Here is a 23,286-nt window from a genome sequence, read left to right as displayed (position 1 = left end):
CGATTTCCAGAGTGGTGACCTAGTTCAGCGGCGTCCAGGTGCCATCGTCGTTGCGGCAGGCAGCGCCCCTCGCCTGGGTCGGCTTGTCGTCGACCGTGATCGTATGGGTATATTGCCGGCAATTTTGGGAGCCGACCTGATAGGGAGCGGCGGCCACGACCTGGCCGCTGACGTTCTTGCCGCTCCAGGCGACCGGCTGACCGAGCGGTGCGGTTTCCAGGGCCCGATATTCTGCCTCCAGCGCCCGCTGCTTGTCATTGTCGCTGAGCTTGATGCCGGTGCGGCCGACGATGCCGCCTTCCAAGGCCGAGATATAACGCGCCGAAGCCGCCGGCTTGCTCGAGGAAGAGAGAAAGCCCGTGACGCCGCCTTTGCCGCTGGTGGTCGAGCAGCCGGAAAGAGCGATGACGGCAAGAAGGGACGGAGCAAGGAAAAAAGTACGAAGCTTCATACAACCGAACCAGTATCAACGAGCAAAACTAGAGGTACTGCGATGCGGCAACACCATGGCGCACCGCGTCTTTCTGGCATCACGCCGCGCATCACGCAACATCCTTTGTTACCCCCGGTAGAATTAGGCTGGCGCGAAGTCCGCCCCAGGAACCACGGGACAGCTCGAACCGCCCCTGATATTCGTTGGTGATCTCGGTGACGATCGACAGGCCGAGACCGGTGCCCGGCTTGCTTTCATCCAGCCTGCGGCCCCGCTTCATTGCCTCCCGGATCTGATCCGGCTCCAGGCCAGGCCCATCGTCCTCGACGACCAGCTCCACCCAGTGGCGTCGCGCCGGATCGATGCCCTTCACTTCGGCCGGCGCCTCGTTGGCTGCGACGCGCACCTTGTGTTCGGCGAAACGAGCGGCATTTTCCAGGAGATTACCGACCGTTTCCTCCAGATCCTGTTGCTCCATGGCGAGTTGCAGGTGCGGCGAAACGGAAAGCTCGAATTCTTTATCGGCATTGAGCCGCCGCATGACGCGCACCAGCCGCTCCAGCGCCGGCTCCGCTTCGGTACGGGCTAGCACGGATTCGCGCTGCGCGGCGATGCGGGCACGGTTGAGGTAGGATTGGACCTGCCCCTGCATGACCTCGGCCTGGTTCTTGACGAGATCGCCGTGCGAGCGTTCCAGCACGCGGGACTCGTTCAGCAAAACGGCGATCGGCGTCTTCAGCGAATGGGCGAGATTGCCGACCTGCATGCGCGCCCGCTCCACAATGCGGCGGTTGCTGTCGATGAGGGCATTGACCTCGTTGGCGAGTGGCAGGATTTCGCGCGGGAAATCGCCGTGCAATCGTTCGCTCTCGCCGGCACGGATACGCTCCAGCGCCCCGCGCGCCTTATCGAGCGGCATCAGGCCATAGAGAATGGCGAGGGCATTGACGACGAGGCTGCCGACGCCGAAGCCGACGAGGGCGAAATAGAGGCTGTGGGAGAAATTGCGGACATCGTCCTCCACCACGGCGACGTTGCCGGTGACGCGGAAGCGCGCGGCGCGTCCGTCGGTATCGAGCACGACCTCGGTTTCGGCAACCTGAACCTGGTTTCCGAAGGCGTCGGTGACGACGTAATAGCGTTCGTAATTCTTGTCGAAGGGTGCTTCCAGGACGGAAAGAACGGGCAGGCTCGACGCGCCGAGCGAGGGCGAAACCAATGGCGTCGCCGTGTAAGTACCGAGCGGTTCGACCATCCAGTACCAGCCGGTCTTCGGCTGAGCGAAACGCAGGTCACCAAGCTGCGGGCTGCCAGATAGCGCCCCCTGATCGCCGATCGTCACGGAGTTGATGACGTTATAGAGCTGCGCTCTTAGCAAGTCCTGAAAACCGCGTTCGGCGCTCTTGCGATAGATATTGGAGATGACAAGGCCGATCACCACCAGCGCAACGGCGGACCAGAGTGTGGTCAACAGCAGAACGCGGGCGGTAAGTGACTTAATTCGCATTGGTCGGCGCTTGGATACGATAGCCGAGACCCCGTACTGTTTCGATCAGATCGACGCCCATCTTCTTGCGCAGACGGCCGACAAAAACTTCGATCGTGTTGGAATCGCGGTCGAAATCCTGGTCATACATGTGCTCGACCAGCTCCGTGCGCGACACGACCTCGCCCTTGTGATGCATGAGATAGGCAAGCAGCCTGTACTCGTGCGAGGTGAGCTTCAGCGGCTTGCCGTCGACCGTGGCCTTCGAGCTCTTGGTGTCGAGGCGGACCGGCCCGCAGATGATTTCAGACGAAGAATGGCCGGCAGCGCGGCGGATCAACGCCCGGATGCGGGCCAGCACCTCTTCTACGTGAAAAGGCTTGGCGACATAGTCGTCTGCGCCCGCATCGATGCCGGCGACCTTGTCGCTCCAACGATCGCGCGCCGTCAGGATCAGCACTGGCATCCCCCGGCCCGCGCCGCGCCACTTCTCCAGAACGGTGATCCCGTCCATTTCCGGCAGGCCAATATCGAGAATGATGGCGTCATAGGGCTCGGTCTCACCGAGAAAGTGCCCCTCTTCGCCGTCGAAAGCGGTATCGACCACATAGCCCGCCTCTTTCAAGGCTTCGGCAAGCTGCCGATTCAAATTGATATCGTCTTCGACTATTAGAATGCGCATCTTTCGACCCAATTTCCCCGGTTCGAGAAATAGTACTGCAAATCAGGCCAGGGTGGAATCACTCGACCGTAAAGATTTTGCGTGAAATTCAAAGCGTTAAAGAGTCCTTTGCGCGTCGGCGTGAAAGTGTCTTCACTTACATCGGCACCTTCATGGTCACCTTGCGCGGGCGCTGGCCGTTGCCCTGGACGAGAACGGTGATGACACAGCTATCACCTGACGGCTGTGCGGAAAGGAGCTGCCCCCCTGTCTTTGCAACCACTTCGGCGGCGGCCTCGCTGCAGTCGCTGTTCGCACGCGCCACCAGGGTCGGCGTCGGCGTCGGCAGAACAGCCGAGCCAGCCATGATGGCGGCCGCTGCTGCTATGCTCAGAAATGATGCCATGCTCCAGACTTCCCACGGGGACATTAACTTGAGCAAATATTTACCCAAACGCGTCTGAATGGCAAATGAATGGGGCGTGATTTTCCACGCGCAGAACGTGCGAGCCGGCGTCCTTCGCCTTTAAGCTCTTGTGTTAATTCGACCGGACAGCGACGGGAACAGCGATGTGCCGGCTGCGGCTTGCCAACCGCTCCGATCTCAGCCGCGGAACCAATATCGACGGCGCACGCGATAAAAAGTCAGTCATTTTTAATCTATCTTGATTATCATCAACGCATAAACTCGCCGAGAGCGGCGACGGTTTATTGGCCAATGCAATTGGTCTTCAAGTGTTTTGCGCACGTAAAACACGGCGGTTTTCTTGAGTCGTTTGAAGCGCTTCGCGCCATGTTTTCGAGCATTGGGTTCAAGACGTGAACAGTTGAATCAGAAACTTCACGCGATGAATCCGCGAGCGGCGAACTTGATTCCGTGAGGCCATCCAAGCTCTTGAAATATTGACGAAGAGCTGCGCCTTCAGGATCTTGCTATAGCGGCTTTCGCACCGCCGTCGTGCTCTCATAGTCCGCGGCGATGCGCATTTCGCGCAACGGGCGGACCCGCTCGATGGAGAGCTGATAGTTCGGATGCGCCTTGTAGGCCGCCAAGGCCGCTTCGTCGTCGAATTCGCCGTAGACCACAAGATCGATATCGGTGCCGAGCTGATCGGTCTTCACATTCGTTCCGATCTCCAGCAGGCGCGCATGCGGAATAGCCGTCAGGATCGACAGACCGGATCTTACGGCTTCGAGATTGGCGCGATCGGGAACGGTGAAGAAGACGATATGACGGATCACGCGGAGGCTCCCTATGCATTGGCGAAGGTACCGGGCGATATCATGCGTATCCGGTCATTTCAACGAGAGACGGCCTCAGAGGGGGCGGCCCTTTCGTCGCAAGAGGCGGAGAGAAGCGAGTGGCTACAGAGCAATCCGCTTCTATGTTAATCTTTCAAGCATGACGGACGACGACCTGATTTCCCTTGCGCACAGCCTGCCCGAGACGGTGGAGAGCTCGCATTTTGGAAACCGGGATTTTCGCGTTCGCGGCAAAATTTACCTGACGCTTCCAAGCCCGGAATTCTGTGTTGTCAAGCTGACGCCAGACCAGCAGCAGATGGTGCTGGCGACCGTATTGGAGCACATTCTCCCCGTGCCGGGTGCGTGGGGGCTCAAGGGCTGGACACGACTTCTTTACCATATCTTGGATGACGAGATGACCCGCGCGCTCGTGCGGCAGTCCTGGCGCAATGTGGCGCCGAAATCTATGGCTTTGCCGGGGGACTAGCCTCCATGTCGTCTTCCACCGTCAACGGCCAGTCGACGATATATTCCTCGAAGTCATCGAGATCGACATCGTTTTCGCTGACCGTGCGACCGCGGGCGGAGACGCGGGCTATGTGAACTGTTTCGGGATCGCCTGAAATCAGCGGATGCCACCAGTAGAGGTCGCGCCCCTCATTGACGAGGCGATAGGCGCAGGTGGGCGGCAACCATTCCAGCTCCGGAACTTTTTCTGGCGTCAGTTGCACGCAATCGGGCACGAAATCCCAGCGGTTCGGGTAGCTGGTGCAGCGACAGCTTTCGCCGTCCATCAACTTGCAGCGGATCGAGGTGAAATAGACGTCCCCGGAATCCCACTCTTCGAGCTTGTTCAGACAACAGAGACCGCAGCCGTCACACAGGCTTTCCCATTCGGGTGTGCTCATCTCCGTCAGGGTCTTGCTTTTCCAAAAAGGTATGTCGTCCATCGTCGTCGTCCTCGCCGCTCGCGAGGGAAATGCGGGCTGCGGCATGCATGTCTCTTGTTCTTTTCCCTAAATCAACCAATTATTCAATTGGCCGGTCTATGAGAGGTAGGCTTTGCGTGTCCTTCTGCATAATTCCTTACAATCGGAACCGATTTAAGGATAAAATTATGCAGCAGATTTAAAGTGCTACAGCAACCTTTGCGCGTCACATGTGACGCGCGGCGCTGTAGAGGAATACGCGGCGCGGCATTGTGGTCGGGAAGTAGAGCGTGGAAGACCCATCCAACCCAGAAAGCGGGCCAGAGACCAAGCCCGATACACAGCCGGAAGGCCAAGCGGAACAGCGGCCACGCCGGAAGCGCCATTTTTTCCTGCGCATTGATTCCTGGATCGACTCTACCCTATGGAACGCAGGCTTTCGCCTTGCGGAGCTCTGGGAAGATATCACAATTTTCTTCCGCAGGTTTCGCACTCGCGGGTGGAGGCGCATCCTGTTCGAACTGCTTGGCGAGGGGCTGACGCTCGGCACCGCCGGTTCCGTTGTCTTGCTCATGCTCGCCATGCCGGCTTTCGAAGCCACGCAAGGCGACTGGCGCAATCGCGGCAACTTCGCCGTCACATTCCTCGATCGTTACGGCAGTGTCATCGGCCATCGCGGCATCATTCACGAAAACTCAGTGCCGGTGGACCAATTGCCGGACTATTTCATCAAAGCGGTGCTGGCGACCGAGGATCGCCGCTTCTTCGACCATTTCGGCATCGATGTCTTCGGCCTCTTCCGGGCATTGACGGTCAATGCGCAGGCTGGCGGCGTCGTCCAGGGCGGCTCTACGCTGACGCAACAGCTCGCCAAGAACATCTTCCTTAGCAATGAGCGCTCGATCGACCGCAAGATCAAGGAAGCCTTCCTCGCGATCTGGCTGGAGGCCAATCTTTCCAAGAAGCAGATCCTCAGCCTCTATCTCGATCGCACTTATATGGGCGGCGGAACCTTTGGTGCTGCGGCGGCAGCGCAGTTCTATTTCGGCAAGAGCATCAGCGACGTCAACCTGGCCGAGGCGGCGATGCTCGCAGGTCTGTTCAAGGCACCGGCGAAATACGCGCCGCATGTCAACCTCCCGGCAGCACGCGCCCGCGCCAACGATGTCCTCACCAACCTCGTACAAAGCGGTTTGATGACCGAAGGACAGGTCATTGCCGCCAGGCGCAACCCCGCCTCCGTCGTTGACCGCGCCCAAATCGAATCCCCGGATTTCTTTCTCGACTGGGCCTTCGACGAGGTACAGCGGCTGGCCGTCCACTTCCCCGAGCGTTCGCTGATCGTCCGCACGACCATCGACATGGGCCTGCAGAAGGCAACGGAGGATTCGATCGAATCCAGCCTGATGGAATATGGCGAGCGCTATCACGCCAAGCAGGGCGCGAGCGTCATGATCGAGAACGGCGGTGCGGTGCGCGCCATGGTCGGCGGCCGGGATTATGGAGAAAGCCAGTTCAACCGTGCCACCAAGGCACTGCGCCAGCCGGGCTCGTCCTTCAAGATCTACACCTATTCCGTCGCCATGGAGAAGGGCATGACGCCGACGTCGACCATCGTCGACGCGCCGATCACCTGGGGCAATTGGAGCCCGCACAATTATGAAAACCGCTACGAAGGCAAGGTGACGCTGACGCAAGCGATCGCGCAGTCCATCAACACCATTCCGGTTCGCCTCGCCAAGGAGAAATTCGGCATCCAGCCGATCCGCGACATGGCGAAGGCCATGGGCGTGGAGACGCCGATCCGCAACGACAAGACCATTCCGATCGGCACCTCGGAAGTCACCGTGCTCGATCAGGCGACGGCCTATGCCGTCTTCCCGGCCGACGGCTTGCAATCACGCCGGCATGGCATCGCGCAGATCATGGGCTATGACGGCAAGGTGCTCTATGATTTCGCGCGCGACGAGCCGCCGGCCAAACGCGTCCTCAGCGAAAAAGCCGCGGCCTATATGAACCAGATGCTGACGCAGATACCGGTGATCGGTACGGGCCGCAGGGCAGCGCTCGACCGTGGCATCGTCGTCGGCGGCAAGACCGGTACGACGCAGGCCTATCGCGATGCATGGTTCATCGGCTTTACCGGCAACTACACCTGCGCTGTCTGGTTCGGCAACGACGACTACACCTCGACCAACAACATGACGGGCGGCACGCTGCCGGCCATGACGTTCAAGAAGATCATGGACTATGCCCACCAGGGGATCGTGCTGAAGCCGATCCCCGGCATCGACAATCCTTTCCCGGTGCAAAAACCGCAGACCGCGGCCGCCAAGAAAGCTGCGACGCCGGATGATAATCCCCTGCCCCCGCTCATCCGCCCGCGTTCGCTGTCGGTGGATTCCACGAGGATCCTGCGCGATATCGGCGAGAAGCTGAAGGCGGCAGCGCCGCTTGCCGCGCAGAAGGTGGCGGCGGCGGAGTAAAATTGGCGGATCTGCGCTTTTATGCCCGTCAATTCGGAACCGACCTGTTGCCTCTGCTCGTTTTGGTTCGGCAGGCAGCCGCCTGCACTTCCCCCGTACGTTAGAATCAGGGATAAATCGGCGCTCTGATTGGTCACGAGGACGATCTTAGAGTGTTCCGGGTTCCCCTTCTTGTTGCGCTTTCGCTGGTGATCGCCTTTGGCGGGGGAATCCTCTTCACGCTTTTTACATTGGACGCGACCTCAGGCTTCGGCGCGATCAAGCTTGGCGCCTGGCAGTCATTTCCCGAAATGCACACGGTCGACGCCGATCCCTATGCGAAATCGCATCGCGCCCGAGCCGGGCGGTTGCTCTACGGCACTGCGGAGGGGCTGGTCTTCACCGCCTCCGATGATGATTCCGGCGCGCGGCTGACGGCGGGATGCAGTTACCGCATCAGCGGCCAGACGCCGCCGGCGCGGCTGTGGACGCTGTTCATCGCCGGTAACGACGGCGAGCCACTTGGCGACTCTACCGGCCGGCCCTCAGCGCTCAATTCCTGGATCGTGTTGCGCAATCCGGATTCGAGCTTCACCATCACCGTTTCGCCGGACGCGCATGCGGGCAATTGGCTGGCGCTGCCCGCTTCCGGCAGCTTCCGCCTGGTGTGGACGCTCTTGGATTCGCCTGCGGCAGGCAATTCCGGCCTCATCGATCTATCGATGCCGAAGCTCGATAAAATCGGGTGCGGCCATGTTTAGGGTAATCTTCGCTATTTTGACCGGCCTGCTTGGCGCCACGCTCCTGCACGTCATCATCATCCTCTCCCTGCCGCATTTTTCCGACCGCGACGCCTATACCCGCGTCGAGGATGAGGGCGACGAGAACCACTTCTATACGCTGGAGGACAAGGACGACGATGCAGGGCTGTCCAATAGCGATCCCTATATCCGCACGGCCGTCTGTGCCTTCGACATCGAAACTCAGCCGATCCGGCTGACGGCTAAGGGAAAGGTGCCGTTCTGGTCGCTGTCGATCTATGACGCCGCATCGAACGAGGTCTTCAGCATGAGCGACCGCACCTCAGTCGGCGGCGTGCTGGATTTGCTGCTCGCCTCGCCGATCCAACTCACGGGTATCCGCAAGGCGCTGCCTCCGTCACTCGCACAATCGATCCTCGTCGAAGCGCCGCGTGCAGAGGGTTATGTCGTGCTACGCACGATGGCGCCGCAGGCAAGCTTCGACGATGCCGCCCGGGACTTCCTCTCCGAAGCGGGATGCGATGTATTTGATGGACGGTGAGATTGGTTGCGAAGCGGAGAACGGATCTAAGGACCGGCAATCGCAGGAGGAGCGTGGCAGGCTGCCGCACCGAAATCGCCCGGCATGGTTGCGCCGGGACATTTCGCAGACATAAGCGCCGAACTATTTACCCTTAGCGCGTTTCGGTCCCGTCCCGGGGCGATGAGAGCTGGCATCAAGGCGCTCGTAACGCACGCCGGTGAAAAGAAGAATCTTCGCCTCGACGGACTCCTTCTGAGGCCGCAGCGGCAACCGGGATCTTCGGTCTAAAAGGGATATGATCTCTGTCATTCTCGTCTCCATTTACGGCCCGAGACGGATGAATTTGCGATTAATTTCACCCTGCCCGCTATTCCCAAGCGGGCTGGCGCTCCCTCAAGTCTTCACCGCCTCCTGCGGCTGGGACAAAGGGCATTCGCGCCATTCTCACGGCATTCCCCAGACACCGTGACATGGACGCCCAACTGTGGCGGCCATGCGAACAACCATACGACTAAACTCTGCAAATCGCCGTTATCACCCGAATTGAGACATACTGTAGTTAACAGAATGCTAAACATTGCCGCGCCTCACTTTGGTACTCCCTCGGCTCTCGCGGCGCCGTGATCATCTAACGCCGGGAGGACGGATTTGGTTTCATAGGCGATGTAAAAATCTCTGGAATCACTTCCGGCATAAAACATTGCGGAATCATATCTTTAGAGAAATAAGCGAATTTATCGGCAAATTGCTGCCCAGGAGGCGCGTTGCAGAAAAGTGTCATGCAAATATTATTTGCGGCAACCAAAATTTAACGTATTGTAACGGGTGAAACAGAGGACACCCCAATGCTCGCGACGGCTAATTCCTTCTTCTCCCCGGAGGACATTATCGTGCTGCGCGGCGCGTTGGATAAATGGTGCCTGGAGAAGCGTGTCGATATCAAAAGCACCGAGGCACAGTTCGCGGCGACGGCGGCAATCGGCCTGTTTCAATCCGGCTACAACACCTCCGAAAGACTTTTGACGGCCCTGCGGGAGTATAAGGGTCTCTGACCCGCCAATGGCGCAAGCCAAAGTCCTCAAAATTGCCATTTCAAAGAGGATCGGCTCTGGGGCGCCGAGTTCTTCGCCAAGGCAACCTTCCTATGCAGACAGGGCGCACCCTCATCGCCCTTATAAGTTGCATATCCTTGTCAGCGCCTCACAGCCAAGCAGTTTCCATCTATGTTGACTGGAGCGCAGAAGCAGCCAGTCCGGCAAAAATTCGGCCGTTATCCTCGCGCAAGCTTAACGCGCAATTTTTATTTGGATTTTAATAAAGTTTTCACCAACCGTTAACCCTGCGCACCTTACTCTCCCGAAAAAGCCAGATCAGGACAACCGTGTCCACGCCCGTTTCGATAGCCAACCCCGATTGCGCCCGCGAGAACCAAAGCGCGCTCCGGCTCGGCCAAAGGAATAGGCTGCGCCACATGGATTTACCGATCCGGTTCCCGTCTTTTTTGTTTTGCGTATCAGTATGGGTGTTGGCGTGCGTGACCGGTTTCGAGATCTCGAAGAGCCTGCGACAGTCCGCAAGAAAGATGTGGTTCTGATGGCGACGGTCACCAGTTTCGAGGGTCTCAATCATCCTTCGAAATCGGAGCTTCGCCAGTTTGCCGAGCTCTTCACCCCTCTCTTCCAGGCCTCGTCCGAGGAAGCAAAACGTCAGGCAGTTGCCGCGCTCTCGCAATGCGCGACCGTGCCGCCGGCCGTCTCCCTTTTCATCGGCTGCCAGCCGATCGCCATCGCCGCGCCATTCCTGACGAGTTCGCAAGCGATCGACGACGATACGCTGATTACCATCGCCCGCACGCAGGGCGCAGCGCACGCAAAAGCGATCGTTCGCCGACCGTCGCTGTCCCCGAAAGTCATCGACGCCCTCGTCAGCCTGCACCAGGCCGAGCCCGAACGCGGCATGACCATATCGGGGATCTCGCCTGCCGTTATCTCTCCGGCCTCGGCGGCCGAAGCGCGCGCTACGGATATCGAGGCGGAGCGCCTCGCCCGTGAGGAAGCCCTGCGGCAAAAGATCAAGCAGGTCGCCCGCCATCTCGCCCGTGACGACAACAACCGTCTGGGCCTGCGCAGCCTTTCGGATGTGCAGGAAGCGTTGCTGGTGCGTTTCGCGCGAGAGCGTGAGGCACAACAATTTGCCGCGACGCTTGCCGACGCGCTTTCCTCCAGCCGCTGGCTTGCCGAGCGCATCATGATCGATACGTCCGGTCAGCAACTGGCGGTGACGCTGACGAGCCTTGGCATGGGTTTTGCGGATGCTGTCTATGCGCTGGAACGCTTCTATCCGCATCTGGCCGAACAGCATGGCAGCGTCAGCCGGGCTTGGCTGGTGCTGGACAGCATCGATGCGGAGGAGAGTCACGCTCGTGTCGAAGCCTGGCGCCGCGCCGATAGCTACACCTATCTGCCGCCCGAACAGAAGCCAGCGGCGCGCCCGGCTGCGCCGCTTTTCGGCGCCAAAGCGAGTCCGATCCGCGAATTGCGGGTCGTCAGCCGGTCGCGTTGATCCAGTCCACAAGTTCTTGGCGTGTCGCCTCTTCCCGTTGCATGGTAGCATAGGCGTCTGATTGCTGGTCGGCCGATTCTTACGCGCGGATAGTGACATGGACCAAGATACGACTGCCCTTCCTTTGACCGGCGGCTGCCAATGCGGCGCCATCCGCTTTGCCTGCGACCTTCCTCCTGAAAACGTGCATGTGTGCCATTGCCGGATGTGCCAGAAAGCGGTCGGCGGTCCCTTCGCTGTCATCTGCCCTGTCGCGAAAACGGCGTTTCGGGTGACGCGTGGCTCGTTTTCCTGGTTTCATAGCTCCGCCATGGCGCGACGCGGCTTTTGCAAGGATTGCGGAACGCCCATGATTTTCGAATACCCGGAGTTCGAAGAGATAGGCATTCTGGCGGGAACCTTCGACCAGCCCGATCAGGTGCCGCCGGTTGCTCAATATGGCAATGAGAGCAGAGTCTCCTGGTATTCTGCCTTGCATGAATTGCCGGGCGATCAGGCGACATACGCGGTCGATCCCAACGGATACCTGCCCCGCATCATCGCCTCGAACCGGCAGCACCCCGACCATGACACTGCCGAGTGGCCGCCAGAGACCGGCTCAAAGGAGCGCCTCCCCTGATGCCAATCGGGTGATCCCTATATCAAAGAGGATTGCTGCGTTGCTCGACGAGCGGCACGATATCGGCGATATCGTCGGTCTCCAGCTCGATGATCCACAGATCGGGGTCGAATTTCAGCTCACGTTCGAGCGTCTGCCTGACGTCTTCCGGTTCTCTCCGATCCAAACGGACTTCGAAGAGGCGCGTCCCGCTCTCCTCTTCATCGAAGACGCTTTGCGGAGCAGGGGCATAGAGGGTTTCCAGCCCATCGCGAAAACGCTGGCGAATGAAGATCGCTCCTGCCTCCTCCGCGCCCTTGTGCTCCACAGCGGCAAAATCGCCGCGGGCGAAAATACGGCGGGTCAAGGCGGAAACGAAGATGTCGCTGCGCAATCTCATGGCAGAGCTATAGCCGCCGGCCGGAAGCGAAGCAATCAAGGGAAGAATTAAAGCGCGCCGATGTCCTGCAGCTTCTTCAGAACCGCCAAGTCCGGCTCGCCGGTTTCCGGCAGCCGGTAGTGCTTCTGAAACCGGCGAATAGCGGCCTTGGTCTGTTCGCCGGCAACGCCGTCGATGCTGACATTGCTATAAGCGATGTTGCTGAGGCCCTTCTGGATCTGCATCACCATATTGACCGTATTGACCGCATCGCTTGGCGCGCTCCTCGGCGCGGTCCCAGTCTTGATATCCTTCTCGGCGCTCTGAATGGCCGCGGCGACGGGATCGATGGCAGAAGTTTTGGCCGAGACATTGACGGGCCGCTCTGCCGGGACGGCCGCAACGGTGGTCTTGGAGGCGGCGTGAGTGCCGGGATCATTGGCTTTCAGCGCCGCCAGCAGCTCCGGACTTGCTAGGCCGGTTTGCGCCAGGCCGGACGCTTCCTGAAAGAACAAGATAGCGGCTGTCGTGCGCGAGCCGATGACGCCGTCGGCGGCACCGTCATAAAGGCCGCAGCGGATCAGTTCGGCCTGCACGTCGGCAACCAGCTTCGATGGCGCCGTTCCGGCCGCAGCCGGCGTCTGAGTTGCCGGCAGGCTCGCGGTCTGAACTGGTGCGGCGGGTGCAGCCGCATTGGCGGATGGCGTGTCCTGCCGCTCGATGCGGAACGTGGTGACATTACCCGTTTCGGCCTGCTGCGCACGCAGGAAGGCCCTGCGGCCGGGGATTTGATAGGGAGAGTTGGGATCGCGCGTGCGCAATAGTGGCGACGGATGGGCGCCCGACTGATACCAGAGCGCATTGGCAGTCACGAAACCAAAGACCGCGAAAAAGATCGCGATGCCGGCTGCGACCGCCGGGTGCCGGCCGACAACGCCGCCGCACAAGGTCGCCAAGGCACCGACACCACGCACACCGAGGCCGCCCAGCGCGCCAACACCGCGCAGGCCAAGGCTGCCAACGGCAACCGCCCCCTGGGAAACAAGGCCAGGCTGCTTGCGCCTAGCCCTGCCCTTTCCCTTAGGCGATTTTCGCTTTTGCGGGGCCATTCACCTCTTCCTCTTTTCGCTTCTCGCTCATCTCCAGATTATGTTTCAGGCGTGGCGGAAAATCGACCATGCGGTTGACATCCACAGGCTGCTGGACCGTCACGGCGCCGGAGCCGTCGAACGGGATAAGGATCGTGATGACCGTGCCCTCGCCCGGTGCGCTAGCAATAGCGAAGCTGCCGCCATGCAGCGCCACCAGCCCTTTGACCAGCGACAGGCCGAGCCCGGTGCCGGCATAGCGGCGTGTATAATCGTTCTGGATCTGCACGAAGGGCTGGCCTAGCGAGGCGAGCCGCTCGGTAGCGATGCCGATACCGGTGTCGCTGACCGACAGCTTCAGCATTCCGTCGGTCATTGCCGCGTCGATGGTCACGGCGCCGCCCGCGTCGGTGAACTTGATGGCATTGCCGACAAGGTTGATGAGTATCTGCTGGATGGCGCGCTGGTCGGCGACGATATCGCCGAGGCCGCGTTGCACCCGGCTGGTCAACGTCAGGCCCTTTTCCTTCGCCTGCAGAGCCAGCATGGCTTCGCAAGCACCGATGGAGGCTTCGATGGGGAAAGGCTCAAGCAGAAGTTCGTAGCGGCCGGCCTCGATCTTGCTCATGTCGAGCATGGTGTTGACCACGGACAGCAGGTGCGCTCCGGACTGGCGGATCAGGCTCACATATTCGCGCTGGCGATTGTTCTCAAGCTTGCCGAAGTATTCGCCGCTGAGGATATCGGAAAAGCCCAGGATGGCATTGAGCGGCGTGCGCAGCTCATGGCTGACGGCGGCAAGAAAACGCGACTTGGCGTCATTGGCCGATTCCGCCTCCGCCGCCTTGCGTGCAGACTGCTCGCGAAGCTGCTGATCGAAGGAAATATCACGCGACTGGCTGACAATTCCGGTCAACCGGCCCTCGCCGTCGCGTCGCGCAGTCATTTCCATGCGGATATGGACGAACTGATCGTTGCCCTCGACAACGGCCGAACGTTCCAGACGCAAATCGACGCCGAGAGCTTCACGGCCTTGGCGAAGCGTATCGACCGCCTGCAGGAAGAGGATGCGGTCTGAGACATGCACCTGCTCGACAAAGCCGCGGCCGGAGGGATCGCGCATCCAGCTCAGGAATTCGGCGCGATCGCGGCCGCCGACGGCGGTGACGCTGCCCTGCGGATCAAACAGGAGTACAAGACCGCAGGCCGCTTCCAGCATCAGATCGCGATGTTCAACGACGACGGCCTCGACCGGCCGGGGGGCCGGACGCTGGCGCGACAGAGCAATGGTGCCGACCGCGGAAAACAGGAAGCCGGCGCAAACCGTGGCAACGCCAACCGGCAGCGCGACGGCAGGACTGGTGATAAAGGAGAGCCCTGTGGGAACGACGACAAGCGCCACGGAAGAGGCGAGCGCGAGCCGGCGCAGGATCGCCAGCTCCTGTCCACGGACCTCACCGTTCCCGCTTGTCCGGGAAAGCCAGCTTTCGCCTGCCCGGTCCACGAGGGCTCCAGCCCTGCCAGCCATGTCACTCAATACGCGCACACTAAAACCCGTACAAACGGTCCGTTATTTAACCGCACAATAGGCCTTGGCGACTTAAGGAAAGAATAAAGGACGGGTGCGCGGATCGGTCGAAAAAGCCCGAAAATCTCGTTTTGGCGCACTTCGCGAGACCTTTGGCTTTTGTGGTTAACGGCAGGTAAGCAGCGGATTTTATTTAGATTTCCGTCGGACGTTAACCTTTGCGCGGAGGTCAGCGCCCGCAAGGCCCGGGATATCAGGCAGATCGGCCGAGACATGCTTAACAGCAATCGCTACAATTCGACACAAATACGCGTGAAATGCAGATTGCTACAATTTGAATCAAATTTGCCGAAAATGCATCCAAGTTTTGAAAAGCGGTGTTGTCCTCTGTCGAATAGCCTTTGAGTACATCAGGCAACGAGTTCGATCAGCGACGAGACCGAACGAAATAGAGGATGGGCAAGACAATGTGGTTTCTCATTAGAGCAGGGTTCTGGTTTTCACTGGTGCTCATGTTCCTGCCGATCTTCGCCAAGCCCGAAGGCGCTCCGCGGTCGGCTGACGAACCGAAGGTACAGGTTTCCGATGCATTTTCGGCGGCGACCGGCGTGATGCAATATGTCGGCGCGATGTGCACGGAGAAACCCGATGTCTGCCTGAAAGGCAGCGAAACGCTCACCGCACTCGGCTATCAAGCCCGAGACGGCGCCCGGGTCGCCTACGATCTTTTGGGCCAGCACTTCAAGGACGATAAGTCCGCCGAGCAGCCGGCCGCCCGCGAGGCCGCCTCTGTCCCGGCCGTCAATCGTGAACAGGCCGCTGCCGAGGCTCAGCCGATGCCTGCCAAGCGCATGATCAACACCGAGACCGCCGATGCGGTCGTGACCGGGACCGTCAAGCTGCCGTCTTATATTCCGGTACCGATGCCGAAGCCGCGAACCTGATCTCCGCTTTTATCGATACCTTCCCCATTCCTGCGCCGTGAGCTTGCCATCGCTCGCGGCGTTCTTTTTTGTCATGGGTTCAAATCATCGGCCTTTTCACCTATATCCAAGCAAATAGACAATTGGACCGGCATGATGGCGACGCTTGATCAGATCATAGAGGATTTCTCCTTCCTGGACGACTGGGAGGACCGCTACCGCTATGTGATCGAGCTCGGCAAGGCGCTGCCGGATCTGCCGGAAGAGAAGCGGACACTGGAAAACAAAGTGCAGGGCTGCGCCAGCCAAGTCTGGTTGGTGACCCATGCTGCGGGCGACCCGGAAAATCCGGTACTAACCTTTGAAGGTGATTCGGATGCGCATATCGTGCGCGGGCTGGTCGCGATCGTGCTCGCCACCTATTCCGGCAAGCCGGCATCCGAGATCGCAGCGCTCGATGCTCTCGACGTCTTCGGCAAGATCGGCCTCGTCGAACATCTTTCCTCGCAGCGCGCCAATGGATTGCGCTCGATGATCAAGCGTATCCGCGAAGAAGCGAGAGTGCGCGCCACCGCATAAATTCCGTCACGTTGGCGGCATGACAAAACCTAACCCGGCTCGAAAGCCGGGTTTTTTTGTCGATAGTGTCGTTGGTTCAGGAACTCAGCGACCGCCGCGCTTGCGGCGCTGGCCAAGGCCCATCTCCTTCGCGAGACGCGAACGGGCTTCGGCATAGGCGGGTGCGACCATCGGATAGTCCGCCGCCAAATCCCACTTCTCACGATATTCTTCAGGCGAAAGACCATGATGGGTCATCAGGTGGCGCTTCAACGACTTGAAGCTGCCGCCGCATTCCAGGCAGGTGATCTGATCGTCCTGTACCGATTTACGAACGGATACGGCCGGCTTCTGCTTTTCAACCACGGTAACGGCGGGGGCCGGAGCCGAGGTGTTGCTCAAGGCGGAATGTACGTCGGAAATCAGATTCGGAAGGTCGCTGACCGGGACTACATGATTGCTGACATAAGCCGCCACGATGTCGGCGGTTAGCTCAACCAGCAAATCCTGGCCATTGCCAAGGGCCGTATCTGTCATTTTGTTCTCCTGTTCATCGGCTTGCCCACTGCGCTAGGCCTCCTAGGGAGCACATAACACAGCAATACTTTAGAATTTGCGCATATTTCTTCGAAAACCGTTCCGGTTTTCACAGCATATGCACTGGACACACCGCGCAAACGGCATCGCCCATATTCGTAGCAGCCATCAGCAAAAAACGGGGCATTTCATGCCATATTTCTCGTAATACGAAATCCACCCCTAGACTTCGTGCAACGAAACCCGTTTTTATACCGCCTGACGGTAGAATCAGTGACGACGGAGATAGGTCCGCCAATCCTTAACCGGAAGAAAGTTTTGCCCGCCGTCGTTTGAAAGAAATATCCAAGCATCGGGCACTTAAAGCCGGTTGAGACTAACTCAACATCAGAACTCTACTTGAATCTGGATTACCACTCTTTCTCCAAATGTCCAGTTTTTAATTCTATCACTTCTTTGCAAAATTCTCATCTATTAAAAATAGGTAACTAACGACGAGAATTTCTATTCACTTTTCTGGCAATCCACGCGTTTGTTAGTTTTTCATTTTATAAGAACGCTGCTCTATCGGGCCTTTCGAAAGATCATCGCGCACGGACGGCGGCATCAGCCGGTGACCCGCCTTATGAGCGGCGCGCGAGAGAAGATGGGCGGAAATCGGCGCGGTCAAGACGAAAAACACAAAACCGGCCAGTGCCCGCGCCAATATCGGCAGATCCTGCGAATGAACACCGACTGCAAGTAGCAACAGACCCGAACCGACCGTGCCCGCCTTCGAAGCGGCGTGCATGCGGCTATAGAGATCCGGCAGGCGGACGATACCGATCGACGCGATCAGCGAAAACAACGCACCCGTCAGGAGCAGGAAGGCGACAATGATGGCAGCGACCAGTTGCATCAACGTCCTCCCTTCCTGCGGCGGCCATCCTTGCGAACCCTCTTCCTCGCGGCCGCTGTTGCCGCCGATGGCTGCCGTTCGGCTTGACCTGATGAGCCCTGGGTCAGGATGAACCGGGCGAAGGCGACGGTCGCCAGGAAACCGACAAGGCCGAGTGCGATGGCGATGTCGATATAGAGCGTGAAGCCGGTCTTGATGGCGATGACCGCGATGAAGCCGATGGCGAGCGCTGCCAGCATATCGAGCGCCAGCACCCGGTCGGGCAAGGTCGGACCGATCACCACGCGAAAGACGGTGAGCAGGAAGGCCAGGCTCAAAATAGCAAGCGACACCATCGCGGCGGCGGAAACGATGGAAGCGGCAATCATCGGAAAGCCTCCATGATTCGACGCTCGAAACCATCGGCTATGCTGCGCTTCACCGCCTCCGGGTCGGAACAGTCGAGCGCGTGCACGTAAAGCGTTTTCCGGTCGTCGGAAACATCGACGGAAAGCGTGCCGGGCGTCAGGGTAATGAGATTGGCAAGCAAAGTAATCTCGAAATCGCGGTCGACGGTCAGCGGAAAGGCGAAGATGCCGGGCTTCACATCCATGTTCGGGCTCATGACGGTGACCGCAACTGCCCAGGCCGATTTGGCGAGTTCGCGTAGGAACAGCAGCAACAGGGCAAGAATCCGCCTGACACGCCCGAGATAAAGTACGCCGCCATAGGACTGCCGCACGGTTGCCAGCACAAGCGCCGAAAGGACGAAACCAAAAACGAGATTAAGGAAAGAGGCGCTGCCGGTGACGGCGACCCAGGCGATGGCGAGCAGCAGGTTGAAGACGAATAGGATCATTGAGCCGCCACTCCCTCTGGAAAGACGGAATGCAGATAGGCGGAGGGATCCTCGAGACCGCCGGCGGCAAGCTGCGTCAGATGCAGCAGCCGCTCCGGAAACAGACCAAACCCTATGACCAAGGCGGCAAGGGCGGCGAGCGGCAACCCGGCCTGCCAAGCGATCGGCGGCGGCACGGCAGCATCTTGCGCCATTCCCGGACGCCAATAAGCGAGGAGAAAGATGCGGCCAAAGACAATGGTGGTGAGAAAACCCGTGAGCAGGATGGCAGCGGCGATCCACCAGGCACCCGTATCGAGCGCCGCCTTCACCAGGATGACCTTGGGCCAGAAGCCGGAAAATGGCGGCAGGCCGCACGTGGCGAAAAACAGCACAAGCGACAGCCCGGCGAACCAGCCGCTTTGCCGGTAAAGTCCCCCGAGTGTGGCAAGCGAGAATCCTCCGCCAAGCTTGGCCACTTGGCCGGCCAGCAGATAGAGTGCGGTCATCAGCACCATGGAATGCAGCGCATAGAAGATCGCGCCGCTGAGGCCGCTGGCACTGCCAAGCGCGACGCCGGCCAGCATAGTGCCGATACCGGAAATGACGATATAGCCGAACAGGCGGCGGATATCGCTTTCGCCGAGCGCGCCGAGCACACCGGCCAACATGGTCGCAATGGCAACAATGGTGGTGATCGGGCCGAGCCCGGCGCGCTCGACCGGCAGCAGCATGATCAGAACCCTGATCAGGGCATAGATGCCGACCTTGGTGAGCAGGCCGGCGAAAAGGGCCGAAACGGTGATGCGCGGCGTATGGTAAGATGCCGGCAGCCAGAAATTTACCGGGAAGGCCGCGGCCTTCATGCCGAAAGCAAGCAGGAACAGGCCGGCTAGCGTCGTCAGCGGCGCCGCGTTGCCGGGCGCCCTCGCCTTCATCGCGATATCGGCCATGTTGAGCGTGCCGAAGATGGCATAGACATAGCCGACGGAAACGAGAAACAGTGTTGTGGCGATAAGGTTCAGCACGGCATATTTCAATGCGCCGTCGATCTGCTCACGCTCCGAGCCGAGGATCAGCAGGCCGAAGGAGGAAATCAGCAGCACTTCGAACCAGACATAGAGATTGAAGATGTCGCCGGTCAGAAATGCGCCGCTGACGCCGGCAAGCAACAGCATGAGAAAGGGAAAGAAGCCGTAGCGGCGACCGCTGGTCGTAATCTCGCCAAGGGCATAGAGGCTCGCTGCCAGTGCGACGACCGCCGCCGCCAGCGCCATGACCGCGCCGAGAAGATCGGCGCTGAAGGCAATACCGAATGGCGGCAGCCAGCGGCCCATGACCATGGTCACCGGCCCTTCGTCGGCGACCTTATAAAGCAGAGCCGCATCGATCAGCACCAGCAGAACCAGACCGGGAATGGCGATCCAGCCATGCAGCGCCGCGCGGTCGCGCAGCATCATCAAAATTGCGCCAAGACCGATGCACAGGGCGACCGGCAGGATGACCAGCCAATGACCGGCCTCTACCGGCGCCGTCACCAGCGCGGCGGAAAGATCGACAGCGGTGTTGGTCGGCGTCGCCATATCGTCAATATCCCAAGGGCGGCAACGGCCGCTCTTCCGGTTCTGCCAGCCGCATCTCGCCGGTATTGTCGGTCTTCAGGTCTTGATAGGCCCGATAGGTCAGCACCAGCAGGAAGGCAAGGAAGGAGAACGATATGACGATCGCCGTCAGGATGAGAGCCTGCGGCAGCGGGTTGGCGGCGTTCGCATTGAGCGTATCGGCGCCGGCAGGAATGATCGGCGGCACTTCGGGCGTCACCCGGCCCGCCGTGAAAAGCAGCAGGTTGACGGCGTTTCCGAGGATGGCGATGCCCAGCATGATGCGGATCGAAAACTTCGACATCATCAGATAGATCGCGGCGGCGAAGAACAGGCCGACCAGCGTCGCAAAGGCCACTTCCATCAGTCCACCTCCCGCTCTTCGAGCGCCAGTGCGATCGAAGTGATGGCGCCGACAACCACCAGATAGACGCCGGCATCGAACAGCATGACGCTTGAGAGCGGCACCTCGACGCCGAAGAGATGCGGATAGATCCAGAGCCCGGTCATGAAGGGCACACCGGAGAAGGCCGACAACAATCCGGCAACGGTTGAAGCCAGCAAGCCGAAACCGACAATCGTCAGAGGATGGAAGATAATGGCCCGGCGCACCGCCGTCACACCGCAGGCAATGCCATAGATCGCCAGCGCGGACGCGGCGATCAATCCACCGATGAAACCTCCGCCGGGCTCGTTATGGCCGCGCAGCAGCACGAAAACGGAAAAGAGCAGCATCAAGGCGGTGAGGAAAGGCGCGGCGGTCCGGAAGATGACGGTGTTCATGGACGACCGGCCTCCGTCGTGCCCTTCACCTCGGGGTCGTTGGCCGCAAGCTTGCGCTCACCGCCGGCGCGGATGCGGATCAGCGCCAGAATGGCAAGGCCGGTGATGGTGACAACGGCGATCTCGCCGAGCGTGTCTGTGCCGCGGAAGTCGACGATGATCACGTTGACGACGTTGGCGCCATGGGCGATCAGCTTGGAATAGTGATTGAAAAACGCCGTCAGCGTCAAATCGAAGGGTGCTTGCGTGGCCTTCAGGAGCAGCAATCCGAACCCGAGGCCGCAGGCGATCGCCAGCGCTCCATGAAACAGCATCTGCGGTGGCGAACGGCGATCGGCAGCCGAAAGGCGCAATCGCGTCATCACCAGCGCCAGAATGACGACGGAGAGAGTCTCGACCATGAACTGCGTGAAGGACAGATCCGGCGCCCCGAACAGAAGGAAGATGACCGCGACGGCGAAACCTTGAACCCCGAGCGAAACGATCGCCGTCAGCCGATCGCGGGCCTTCACGACGGCCGCAAGGCCGATGATGGCGATGAGGAAAATCGCAGCCTCGTGCCACTGCATGTCCGGCCATGACGGCATGGCGGGCAGTTCGCCATAGAGAACCGGCGGAACCAGTAGCATTGCAGCAAGGCAAAGGAAGGTGACCGTGACGTATATCTCCAACCGCCCAGGCTGCAGAAAGCGAGAGACGGCATGCGACAGGCGCACCAGCCCGGAGATGAAGGCATCGAAGCCGCGATCCGGTCCCGGCCCGAGTTTGCGCAGCACAACCGCCATGGCAAAGCGGGCGCGACCGAAATTCCAATAGACGAAGCTGCCGATCAGCACGGTCAAGGCGGACAGCGCCAAAGGCGCGCCAAGGTGGGGAACGAGCGAGATCGATACTTCCATCGCCTTGCCGCTGATGGCACTTGCCATCGGCGAGGATATGTAGGTGTGCCAAACACTCGAGGCCATGGCGGCGACAAAACCGAGAATGGCGAGCAGAACCGGGCCGAGCCAGAGCAGCGGCGGCGCCTCATGCGGATGTTTCGGCGTCTCGACACGCGCACCAATAAAAGGCTTCAGCGCTACGGCGAAGCCGATGGCGAACATCAGGGCGTTACCGGCAATCGCAACGATTGTCAGGGCGATCGGCCAAGAAGAGGATTGGGCCAGCGCATCATAGATCTCCTCTTTCGCGAGGAATCCGACGGCGGGCGGCAAGCCGCCCATGGAAATTGCTGCCGCCAACGCGGCCGCAAAAGTTAAAGGCATGGCGTTGCGCAGGCCGCCGAGACGGGTGATATCACGTGTGCCCGTCTCATGGTCGACGATGCCGGCGACCATGAACAGCGCGCCTTTGAACAGCGAATGCGCCACCAGATAGAGCGCGGCCGCCTGCACCGCATGATCGGAGCCGAAGCCGGTGAGCAACACCAGCAATCCCAGGGAGGAGACGGTGGTATAGGCGAGCTTCAGCTTCAGATCGGTCTGGCGGATGGCAAGCAGCGTCCCGACCATCAATGTCATGCCGCCGAAGACCGGCAGGATTGTCTCCCAGGCCTGCGTGCCGCCCATCGCCGGATTGAGCCGCATGAGGAGATAGACGCCTGCCTTCACCATGGTTGCGGAATGCAGATAGGCCGAAACAGGCGTCGGCGCCTCCATGGCGTTCGGCAGCCAGAAATGGAAGGGGAACTGCGCAGACTTGGTAAAGGCGCCGCCGAGCACCAGGATCAGCGCGGCGATATAAAGCGGACTTTCGCGCAACACGCCGCCAGCCCGCAACAGACCGGACATGTCTGAAGCGCCTGTGATCTGCCAGATCAGCAACAGGCCCGCGAGCAGCAAAAGCTCTCCTCCACCGGTGACGACCAGTGCCTGCAAAGCAGCGCGCCGTGCGGCCTCGCGCTGATGATCGAACCCAATCAGCAGGAAGGAGGTGATGGAGGTCAGCTCCCAAAAAACGAATAGCGTCAGGAAACTGTCCGACACGACCAGCCCAAGCATCGACCCCATGAACAGGAAGATAAAGGAGAAGAAGCGGCCTTGGTCCACATGGCCCTTCAGATAGCCGCCGGCATAAAGCACAATCAGCGTCCCGATGCCCGTGATCAGCAGCGCGAACGTCAGTGACAGTCCGTCGAGCAGCCAGGAAAAGCGCAGGCCGAGGCTTGGCACCCAATCGAAGCCGTCCTGGATATTATGGCCAGCGGCGACGTCTGGAAGAAAAGCCGCGAAATGCAGAAAGGCGAGTGCAGGGAAAAGCGCCAGCGGCCAGGCCGCATTGTGGCCGAGATAACGGACGGCGGCGGGCGCGATCATCGCACCGGAAAAGGGCAGACATAGAGCCAGGAATGTCAGGCCGGTGACACTGGCCATGTCTTCTCCCTGCTGAACGATCGCGGAATTCGGCAAAGCCGAAAGTCTCCATTGGGATAGGCTAAAGGCTGGATTGCCTCAAGCCCTGCGCGAGAAAAACCGACCGGTAAACCACCGGAATCATTTTCTGGCGTCTCGG

General features: G+C 59.9%; 26 protein-coding genes. 9 read left to right on the top strand and 17 right to left on the bottom strand.

Annotated features, from left to right (window positions below):
• Positions 1 to 19: 19 nt before the first annotated feature.
• From QDY28_RS06365 to QDY28_RS06345, 5 genes are all read right to left on the bottom strand, one after another.
• Positions 20 to 451 carry a hypothetical protein gene (locus tag QDY28_RS06365; RefSeq protein WP_331380835.1) on the bottom strand — a complete coding sequence of 144 codons (432 nt, stop codon included), beginning with the start codon at positions 449 to 451 and terminating at the stop codon, positions 20 to 22.
• Between the two features lie 91 nt (positions 452 to 542).
• A complete protein-coding gene (locus QDY28_RS06360; RefSeq protein WP_331380834.1) occupies positions 543 to 1,940 on the bottom strand; it encodes a sensor histidine kinase in 1,398 nt (465 codons plus the stop codon).
• The gene (locus tag QDY28_RS06355; protein WP_120703601.1) at positions 1,930 to 2,601 is read right to left on the bottom strand and encodes a response regulator transcription factor; all 672 of its coding nucleotides are present in this window, start codon (positions 2,599 to 2,601) and stop codon (positions 1,930 to 1,932) included. Before QDY28_RS06355 ends, QDY28_RS06360 begins: the two co-directional genes overlap by 11 nt.
• Before the next feature lie 136 nt (positions 2,602 to 2,737).
• Positions 2,738 to 2,986, bottom strand: coding sequence for a hypothetical protein (locus QDY28_RS06350; protein ID WP_104822445.1), 249 nt, complete (start codon positions 2,984 to 2,986; stop codon positions 2,738 to 2,740).
• Positions 2,987 to 3,513: 527 nt separating this feature from the next.
• Positions 3,514 to 3,822, bottom strand: a complete 309-nt coding sequence (locus QDY28_RS06345; RefSeq protein ID WP_331380833.1) for a Dabb family protein — start codon at positions 3,820 to 3,822, stop codon at positions 3,514 to 3,516.
• 160 nt (positions 3,823 to 3,982) lie between these two features.
• On the opposite strand from QDY28_RS06345, the gene QDY28_RS06340 reads away from it, so the two are divergent.
• The gene (locus tag QDY28_RS06340) at positions 3,983 to 4,312 is read left to right on the top strand and encodes an MmcQ/YjbR family DNA-binding protein (RefSeq protein ID WP_331380832.1); all 330 of its coding nucleotides are present in this window, start codon (positions 3,983 to 3,985) and stop codon (positions 4,310 to 4,312) included.
• Here QDY28_RS06340 and QDY28_RS06335 read toward each other — a convergent pair.
• Positions 4,290 to 4,775 (bottom strand): YcgN family cysteine cluster protein, encoded by a 486-nt coding sequence (locus QDY28_RS06335; protein ID WP_028750817.1) that lies wholly within the window; start codon positions 4,773 to 4,775, stop codon positions 4,290 to 4,292. The two genes, QDY28_RS06340 and QDY28_RS06335, sit on opposite strands and share 23 nt — an antisense overlap.
• A gap of 269 nt (positions 4,776 to 5,044) precedes the next feature.
• On the opposite strand from QDY28_RS06335, the gene QDY28_RS06330 reads away from it, so the two are divergent.
• From QDY28_RS06330 to QDY28_RS06305, 6 genes are all read left to right on the top strand, one after another.
• Complete coding sequence (locus QDY28_RS06330) at positions 5,045 to 7,240, top strand: transglycosylase domain-containing protein (RefSeq protein ID WP_331380831.1); 2,196 nt, start codon at positions 5,045 to 5,047, stop codon at positions 7,238 to 7,240.
• Positions 7,241 to 7,392: 152 nt separating this feature from the next.
• Positions 7,393 to 7,980 carry a DUF1214 domain-containing protein gene (locus QDY28_RS06325; protein ID WP_331380830.1) on the top strand — a complete coding sequence of 196 codons (588 nt, stop codon included), beginning with the start codon at positions 7,393 to 7,395 and terminating at the stop codon, positions 7,978 to 7,980.
• Positions 7,973 to 8,521, top strand: coding sequence for a DUF1254 domain-containing protein (locus QDY28_RS06320; RefSeq protein WP_331380829.1), 549 nt, complete (start codon positions 7,973 to 7,975; stop codon positions 8,519 to 8,521). Before QDY28_RS06325 ends, QDY28_RS06320 begins: the two co-directional genes overlap by 8 nt.
• 827 nt (positions 8,522 to 9,348) lie before the next feature.
• Positions 9,349 to 9,555 carry a hypothetical protein gene (locus QDY28_RS06315; RefSeq protein WP_331380828.1) on the top strand — a complete coding sequence of 69 codons (207 nt, stop codon included), beginning with the start codon at positions 9,349 to 9,351 and terminating at the stop codon, positions 9,553 to 9,555.
• Positions 9,556 to 10,033: 478 nt separating this feature from the next.
• The gene (locus tag QDY28_RS06310) at positions 10,034 to 11,065 is read left to right on the top strand and encodes a DUF2336 domain-containing protein (protein ID WP_331380827.1); all 1,032 of its coding nucleotides are present in this window, start codon (positions 10,034 to 10,036) and stop codon (positions 11,063 to 11,065) included.
• Between the two features lie 97 nt (positions 11,066 to 11,162).
• Positions 11,163 to 11,684: a GFA family protein gene (locus QDY28_RS06305; protein ID WP_331380826.1), complete on the top strand. Its 522-nt coding sequence runs from the start codon at positions 11,163 to 11,165 to the stop codon at positions 11,682 to 11,684.
• A gap of 22 nt (positions 11,685 to 11,706) precedes the next feature.
• On the opposite strand, the gene QDY28_RS06300 is transcribed toward QDY28_RS06305, so the two are convergent.
• Genes QDY28_RS06300 through QDY28_RS06290 form a run of 3 tightly spaced genes read right to left on the bottom strand, consistent with a single transcriptional unit; the run spans position 11,707 to position 14,658 of the window.
• Positions 11,707 to 12,063 carry a DUF1491 family protein gene (locus QDY28_RS06300; protein WP_331380825.1) on the bottom strand — a complete coding sequence of 119 codons (357 nt, stop codon included), beginning with the start codon at positions 12,061 to 12,063 and terminating at the stop codon, positions 11,707 to 11,709.
• A 47-nt stretch (positions 12,064 to 12,110) separates the two neighbouring features.
• A complete protein-coding gene (locus QDY28_RS06295) occupies positions 12,111 to 13,151 on the bottom strand; it encodes a peptidoglycan-binding domain-containing protein (protein WP_331380824.1) in 1,041 nt (346 codons plus the stop codon).
• On the bottom strand, positions 13,123 to 14,658 hold the full coding sequence (locus QDY28_RS06290) for a sensor histidine kinase (protein WP_331380878.1): 1,536 nt from the start codon (positions 14,656 to 14,658) through the stop codon (positions 13,123 to 13,125). Before QDY28_RS06290 ends, QDY28_RS06295 begins: the two co-directional genes overlap by 29 nt.
• Positions 14,659 to 15,125: 467 nt before the next feature.
• Between QDY28_RS06290 and QDY28_RS06285 the strand changes: the two genes are divergently transcribed.
• Positions 15,126 to 15,602, top strand: a complete 477-nt coding sequence (locus QDY28_RS06285) for a DUF5330 domain-containing protein (protein WP_331380823.1) — start codon at positions 15,126 to 15,128, stop codon at positions 15,600 to 15,602.
• A 135-nt stretch (positions 15,603 to 15,737) separates the two neighbouring features.
• Positions 15,738 to 16,160: a SufE family protein gene (locus QDY28_RS06280; RefSeq protein ID WP_331380822.1), complete on the top strand. Its 423-nt coding sequence runs from the start codon at positions 15,738 to 15,740 to the stop codon at positions 16,158 to 16,160.
• Between the two features lie 84 nt (positions 16,161 to 16,244).
• Here the strand turns inward: QDY28_RS06280 and QDY28_RS06275 are convergent, their stop codons facing one another.
• The 8 genes from QDY28_RS06275 to QDY28_RS06240 form a co-directional block, all read right to left on the bottom strand.
• On the bottom strand, positions 16,245 to 16,676 hold the full coding sequence (locus QDY28_RS06275; protein WP_331380821.1) for a MucR family transcriptional regulator: 432 nt from the start codon (positions 16,674 to 16,676) through the stop codon (positions 16,245 to 16,247).
• A gap of 535 nt (positions 16,677 to 17,211) precedes the next feature.
• On the bottom strand, positions 17,212 to 17,574 hold the full coding sequence (gene mnhG, locus QDY28_RS06270; RefSeq protein WP_331380820.1) for a monovalent cation/H(+) antiporter subunit G: 363 nt from the start codon (positions 17,572 to 17,574) through the stop codon (positions 17,212 to 17,214).
• A complete protein-coding gene (locus QDY28_RS06265; RefSeq protein WP_331380819.1) occupies positions 17,574 to 17,942 on the bottom strand; it encodes a cation:proton antiporter in 369 nt (122 codons plus the stop codon). Before QDY28_RS06265 ends, mnhG begins: the two co-directional genes overlap by 1 nt.
• A complete protein-coding gene (locus QDY28_RS06260; RefSeq protein ID WP_331380818.1) occupies positions 17,939 to 18,412 on the bottom strand; it encodes a Na+/H+ antiporter subunit E in 474 nt (157 codons plus the stop codon). Before QDY28_RS06260 ends, QDY28_RS06265 begins: the two co-directional genes overlap by 4 nt.
• Complete coding sequence (locus QDY28_RS06255) at positions 18,409 to 19,974, bottom strand: Na+/H+ antiporter subunit D (protein ID WP_331380817.1); 1,566 nt, start codon at positions 19,972 to 19,974, stop codon at positions 18,409 to 18,411. Before QDY28_RS06255 ends, QDY28_RS06260 begins: the two co-directional genes overlap by 4 nt.
• A 4-nt stretch (positions 19,975 to 19,978) precedes the next feature.
• A complete protein-coding gene (locus tag QDY28_RS06250; protein WP_331380816.1) occupies positions 19,979 to 20,356 on the bottom strand; it encodes a Na+/H+ antiporter subunit C in 378 nt (125 codons plus the stop codon).
• Complete coding sequence (locus tag QDY28_RS06245; RefSeq protein ID WP_331380815.1) at positions 20,356 to 20,775, bottom strand: Na+/H+ antiporter subunit B; 420 nt, start codon at positions 20,773 to 20,775, stop codon at positions 20,356 to 20,358. Before QDY28_RS06245 ends, QDY28_RS06250 begins: the two co-directional genes overlap by 1 nt.
• Positions 20,772 to 23,147 carry a putative monovalent cation/H+ antiporter subunit A gene (locus tag QDY28_RS06240; protein WP_331380814.1) on the bottom strand — a complete coding sequence of 792 codons (2,376 nt, stop codon included), beginning with the start codon at positions 23,145 to 23,147 and terminating at the stop codon, positions 20,772 to 20,774. Before QDY28_RS06240 ends, QDY28_RS06245 begins: the two co-directional genes overlap by 4 nt.
• Positions 23,148 to 23,286: the final 139 nt, after the last annotated feature.

It is taken from the genome of Rhizobium sp. BR 362 (assembly GCF_036528765.1).
Taxonomy (GTDB): Bacteria; Pseudomonadota; Alphaproteobacteria; order Rhizobiales; family Rhizobiaceae; genus Rhizobium.
This window is presented reverse-complemented; position numbering and strand designations above follow the sequence as displayed.

Excerpts from the sequence above, each read along its gene's own strand:
- QDY28_RS06245 (WP_331380815.1), bottom strand. The coding sequence starts at position 20,775 with ATGAACACCGTCATCTTCCGGACCGCCGCGCCTTTCCTCACCGCCTTG.
- QDY28_RS06275 (WP_331380821.1), bottom strand. The coding sequence starts at position 16,676 with ATGACAGATACGGCCCTTGGCAATGGCCAGGATTTGCTGGTTGAGCTA.
- QDY28_RS06285 (WP_331380823.1), top strand. The coding sequence starts at position 15,126 with ATGTGGTTTCTCATTAGAGCAGGGTTCTGGTTTTCACTGGTGCTCATG.
- QDY28_RS06240 (WP_331380814.1), bottom strand. The coding sequence starts at position 23,147 with ATGGCCAGTGTCACCGGCCTGACATTCCTGGCTCTATGTCTGCCCTTT.
- QDY28_RS06355 (WP_120703601.1), bottom strand. The coding sequence starts at position 2,601 with ATGCGCATTCTAATAGTCGAAGACGATATCAATTTGAATCGGCAGCTT.
- QDY28_RS06315 (WP_331380828.1), top strand. The coding sequence starts at position 9,349 with ATGCTCGCGACGGCTAATTCCTTCTTCTCCCCGGAGGACATTATCGTG.
- QDY28_RS06335 (WP_028750817.1), bottom strand. The coding sequence starts at position 4,775 with ATGGACGACATACCTTTTTGGAAAAGCAAGACCCTGACGGAGATGAGC.
- QDY28_RS06360 (WP_331380834.1), bottom strand. The coding sequence starts at position 1,940 with ATGCGAATTAAGTCACTTACCGCCCGCGTTCTGCTGTTGACCACACTC.
- QDY28_RS06305 (WP_331380826.1), top strand. The coding sequence starts at position 11,163 with ATGGACCAAGATACGACTGCCCTTCCTTTGACCGGCGGCTGCCAATGC.
- mnhG (WP_331380820.1), bottom strand. The coding sequence starts at position 17,574 with ATGCAACTGGTCGCTGCCATCATTGTCGCCTTCCTGCTCCTGACGGGT.
- QDY28_RS06255 (WP_331380817.1), bottom strand. The coding sequence starts at position 19,974 with ATGGCGACGCCGACCAACACCGCTGTCGATCTTTCCGCCGCGCTGGTG.
- QDY28_RS06250 (WP_331380816.1), bottom strand. The coding sequence starts at position 20,356 with ATGGAAGTGGCCTTTGCGACGCTGGTCGGCCTGTTCTTCGCCGCCGCG.
- QDY28_RS06260 (WP_331380818.1), bottom strand. The coding sequence starts at position 18,412 with ATGATCCTATTCGTCTTCAACCTGCTGCTCGCCATCGCCTGGGTCGCC.
- QDY28_RS06340 (WP_331380832.1), top strand. The coding sequence starts at position 3,983 with ATGACGGACGACGACCTGATTTCCCTTGCGCACAGCCTGCCCGAGACG.
- QDY28_RS06300 (WP_331380825.1), bottom strand. The coding sequence starts at position 12,063 with ATGAGATTGCGCAGCGACATCTTCGTTTCCGCCTTGACCCGCCGTATT.
- QDY28_RS06265 (WP_331380819.1), bottom strand. The coding sequence starts at position 17,942 with ATGATTGCCGCTTCCATCGTTTCCGCCGCCGCGATGGTGTCGCTTGCT.
- QDY28_RS06320 (WP_331380829.1), top strand. The coding sequence starts at position 7,973 with ATGTTTAGGGTAATCTTCGCTATTTTGACCGGCCTGCTTGGCGCCACG.
- QDY28_RS06290 (WP_331380878.1), bottom strand. The coding sequence starts at position 14,658 with ATGGCTGGCAGGGCTGGAGCCCTCGTGGACCGGGCAGGCGAAAGCTGG.
- QDY28_RS06280 (WP_331380822.1), top strand. The coding sequence starts at position 15,738 with ATGGCGACGCTTGATCAGATCATAGAGGATTTCTCCTTCCTGGACGAC.
- QDY28_RS06350 (WP_104822445.1), bottom strand. The coding sequence starts at position 2,986 with ATGGCATCATTTCTGAGCATAGCAGCAGCGGCCGCCATCATGGCTGGC.
- QDY28_RS06295 (WP_331380824.1), bottom strand. The coding sequence starts at position 13,151 with ATGGCCCCGCAAAAGCGAAAATCGCCTAAGGGAAAGGGCAGGGCTAGG.
- QDY28_RS06365 (WP_331380835.1), bottom strand. The coding sequence starts at position 451 with ATGAAGCTTCGTACTTTTTTCCTTGCTCCGTCCCTTCTTGCCGTCATC.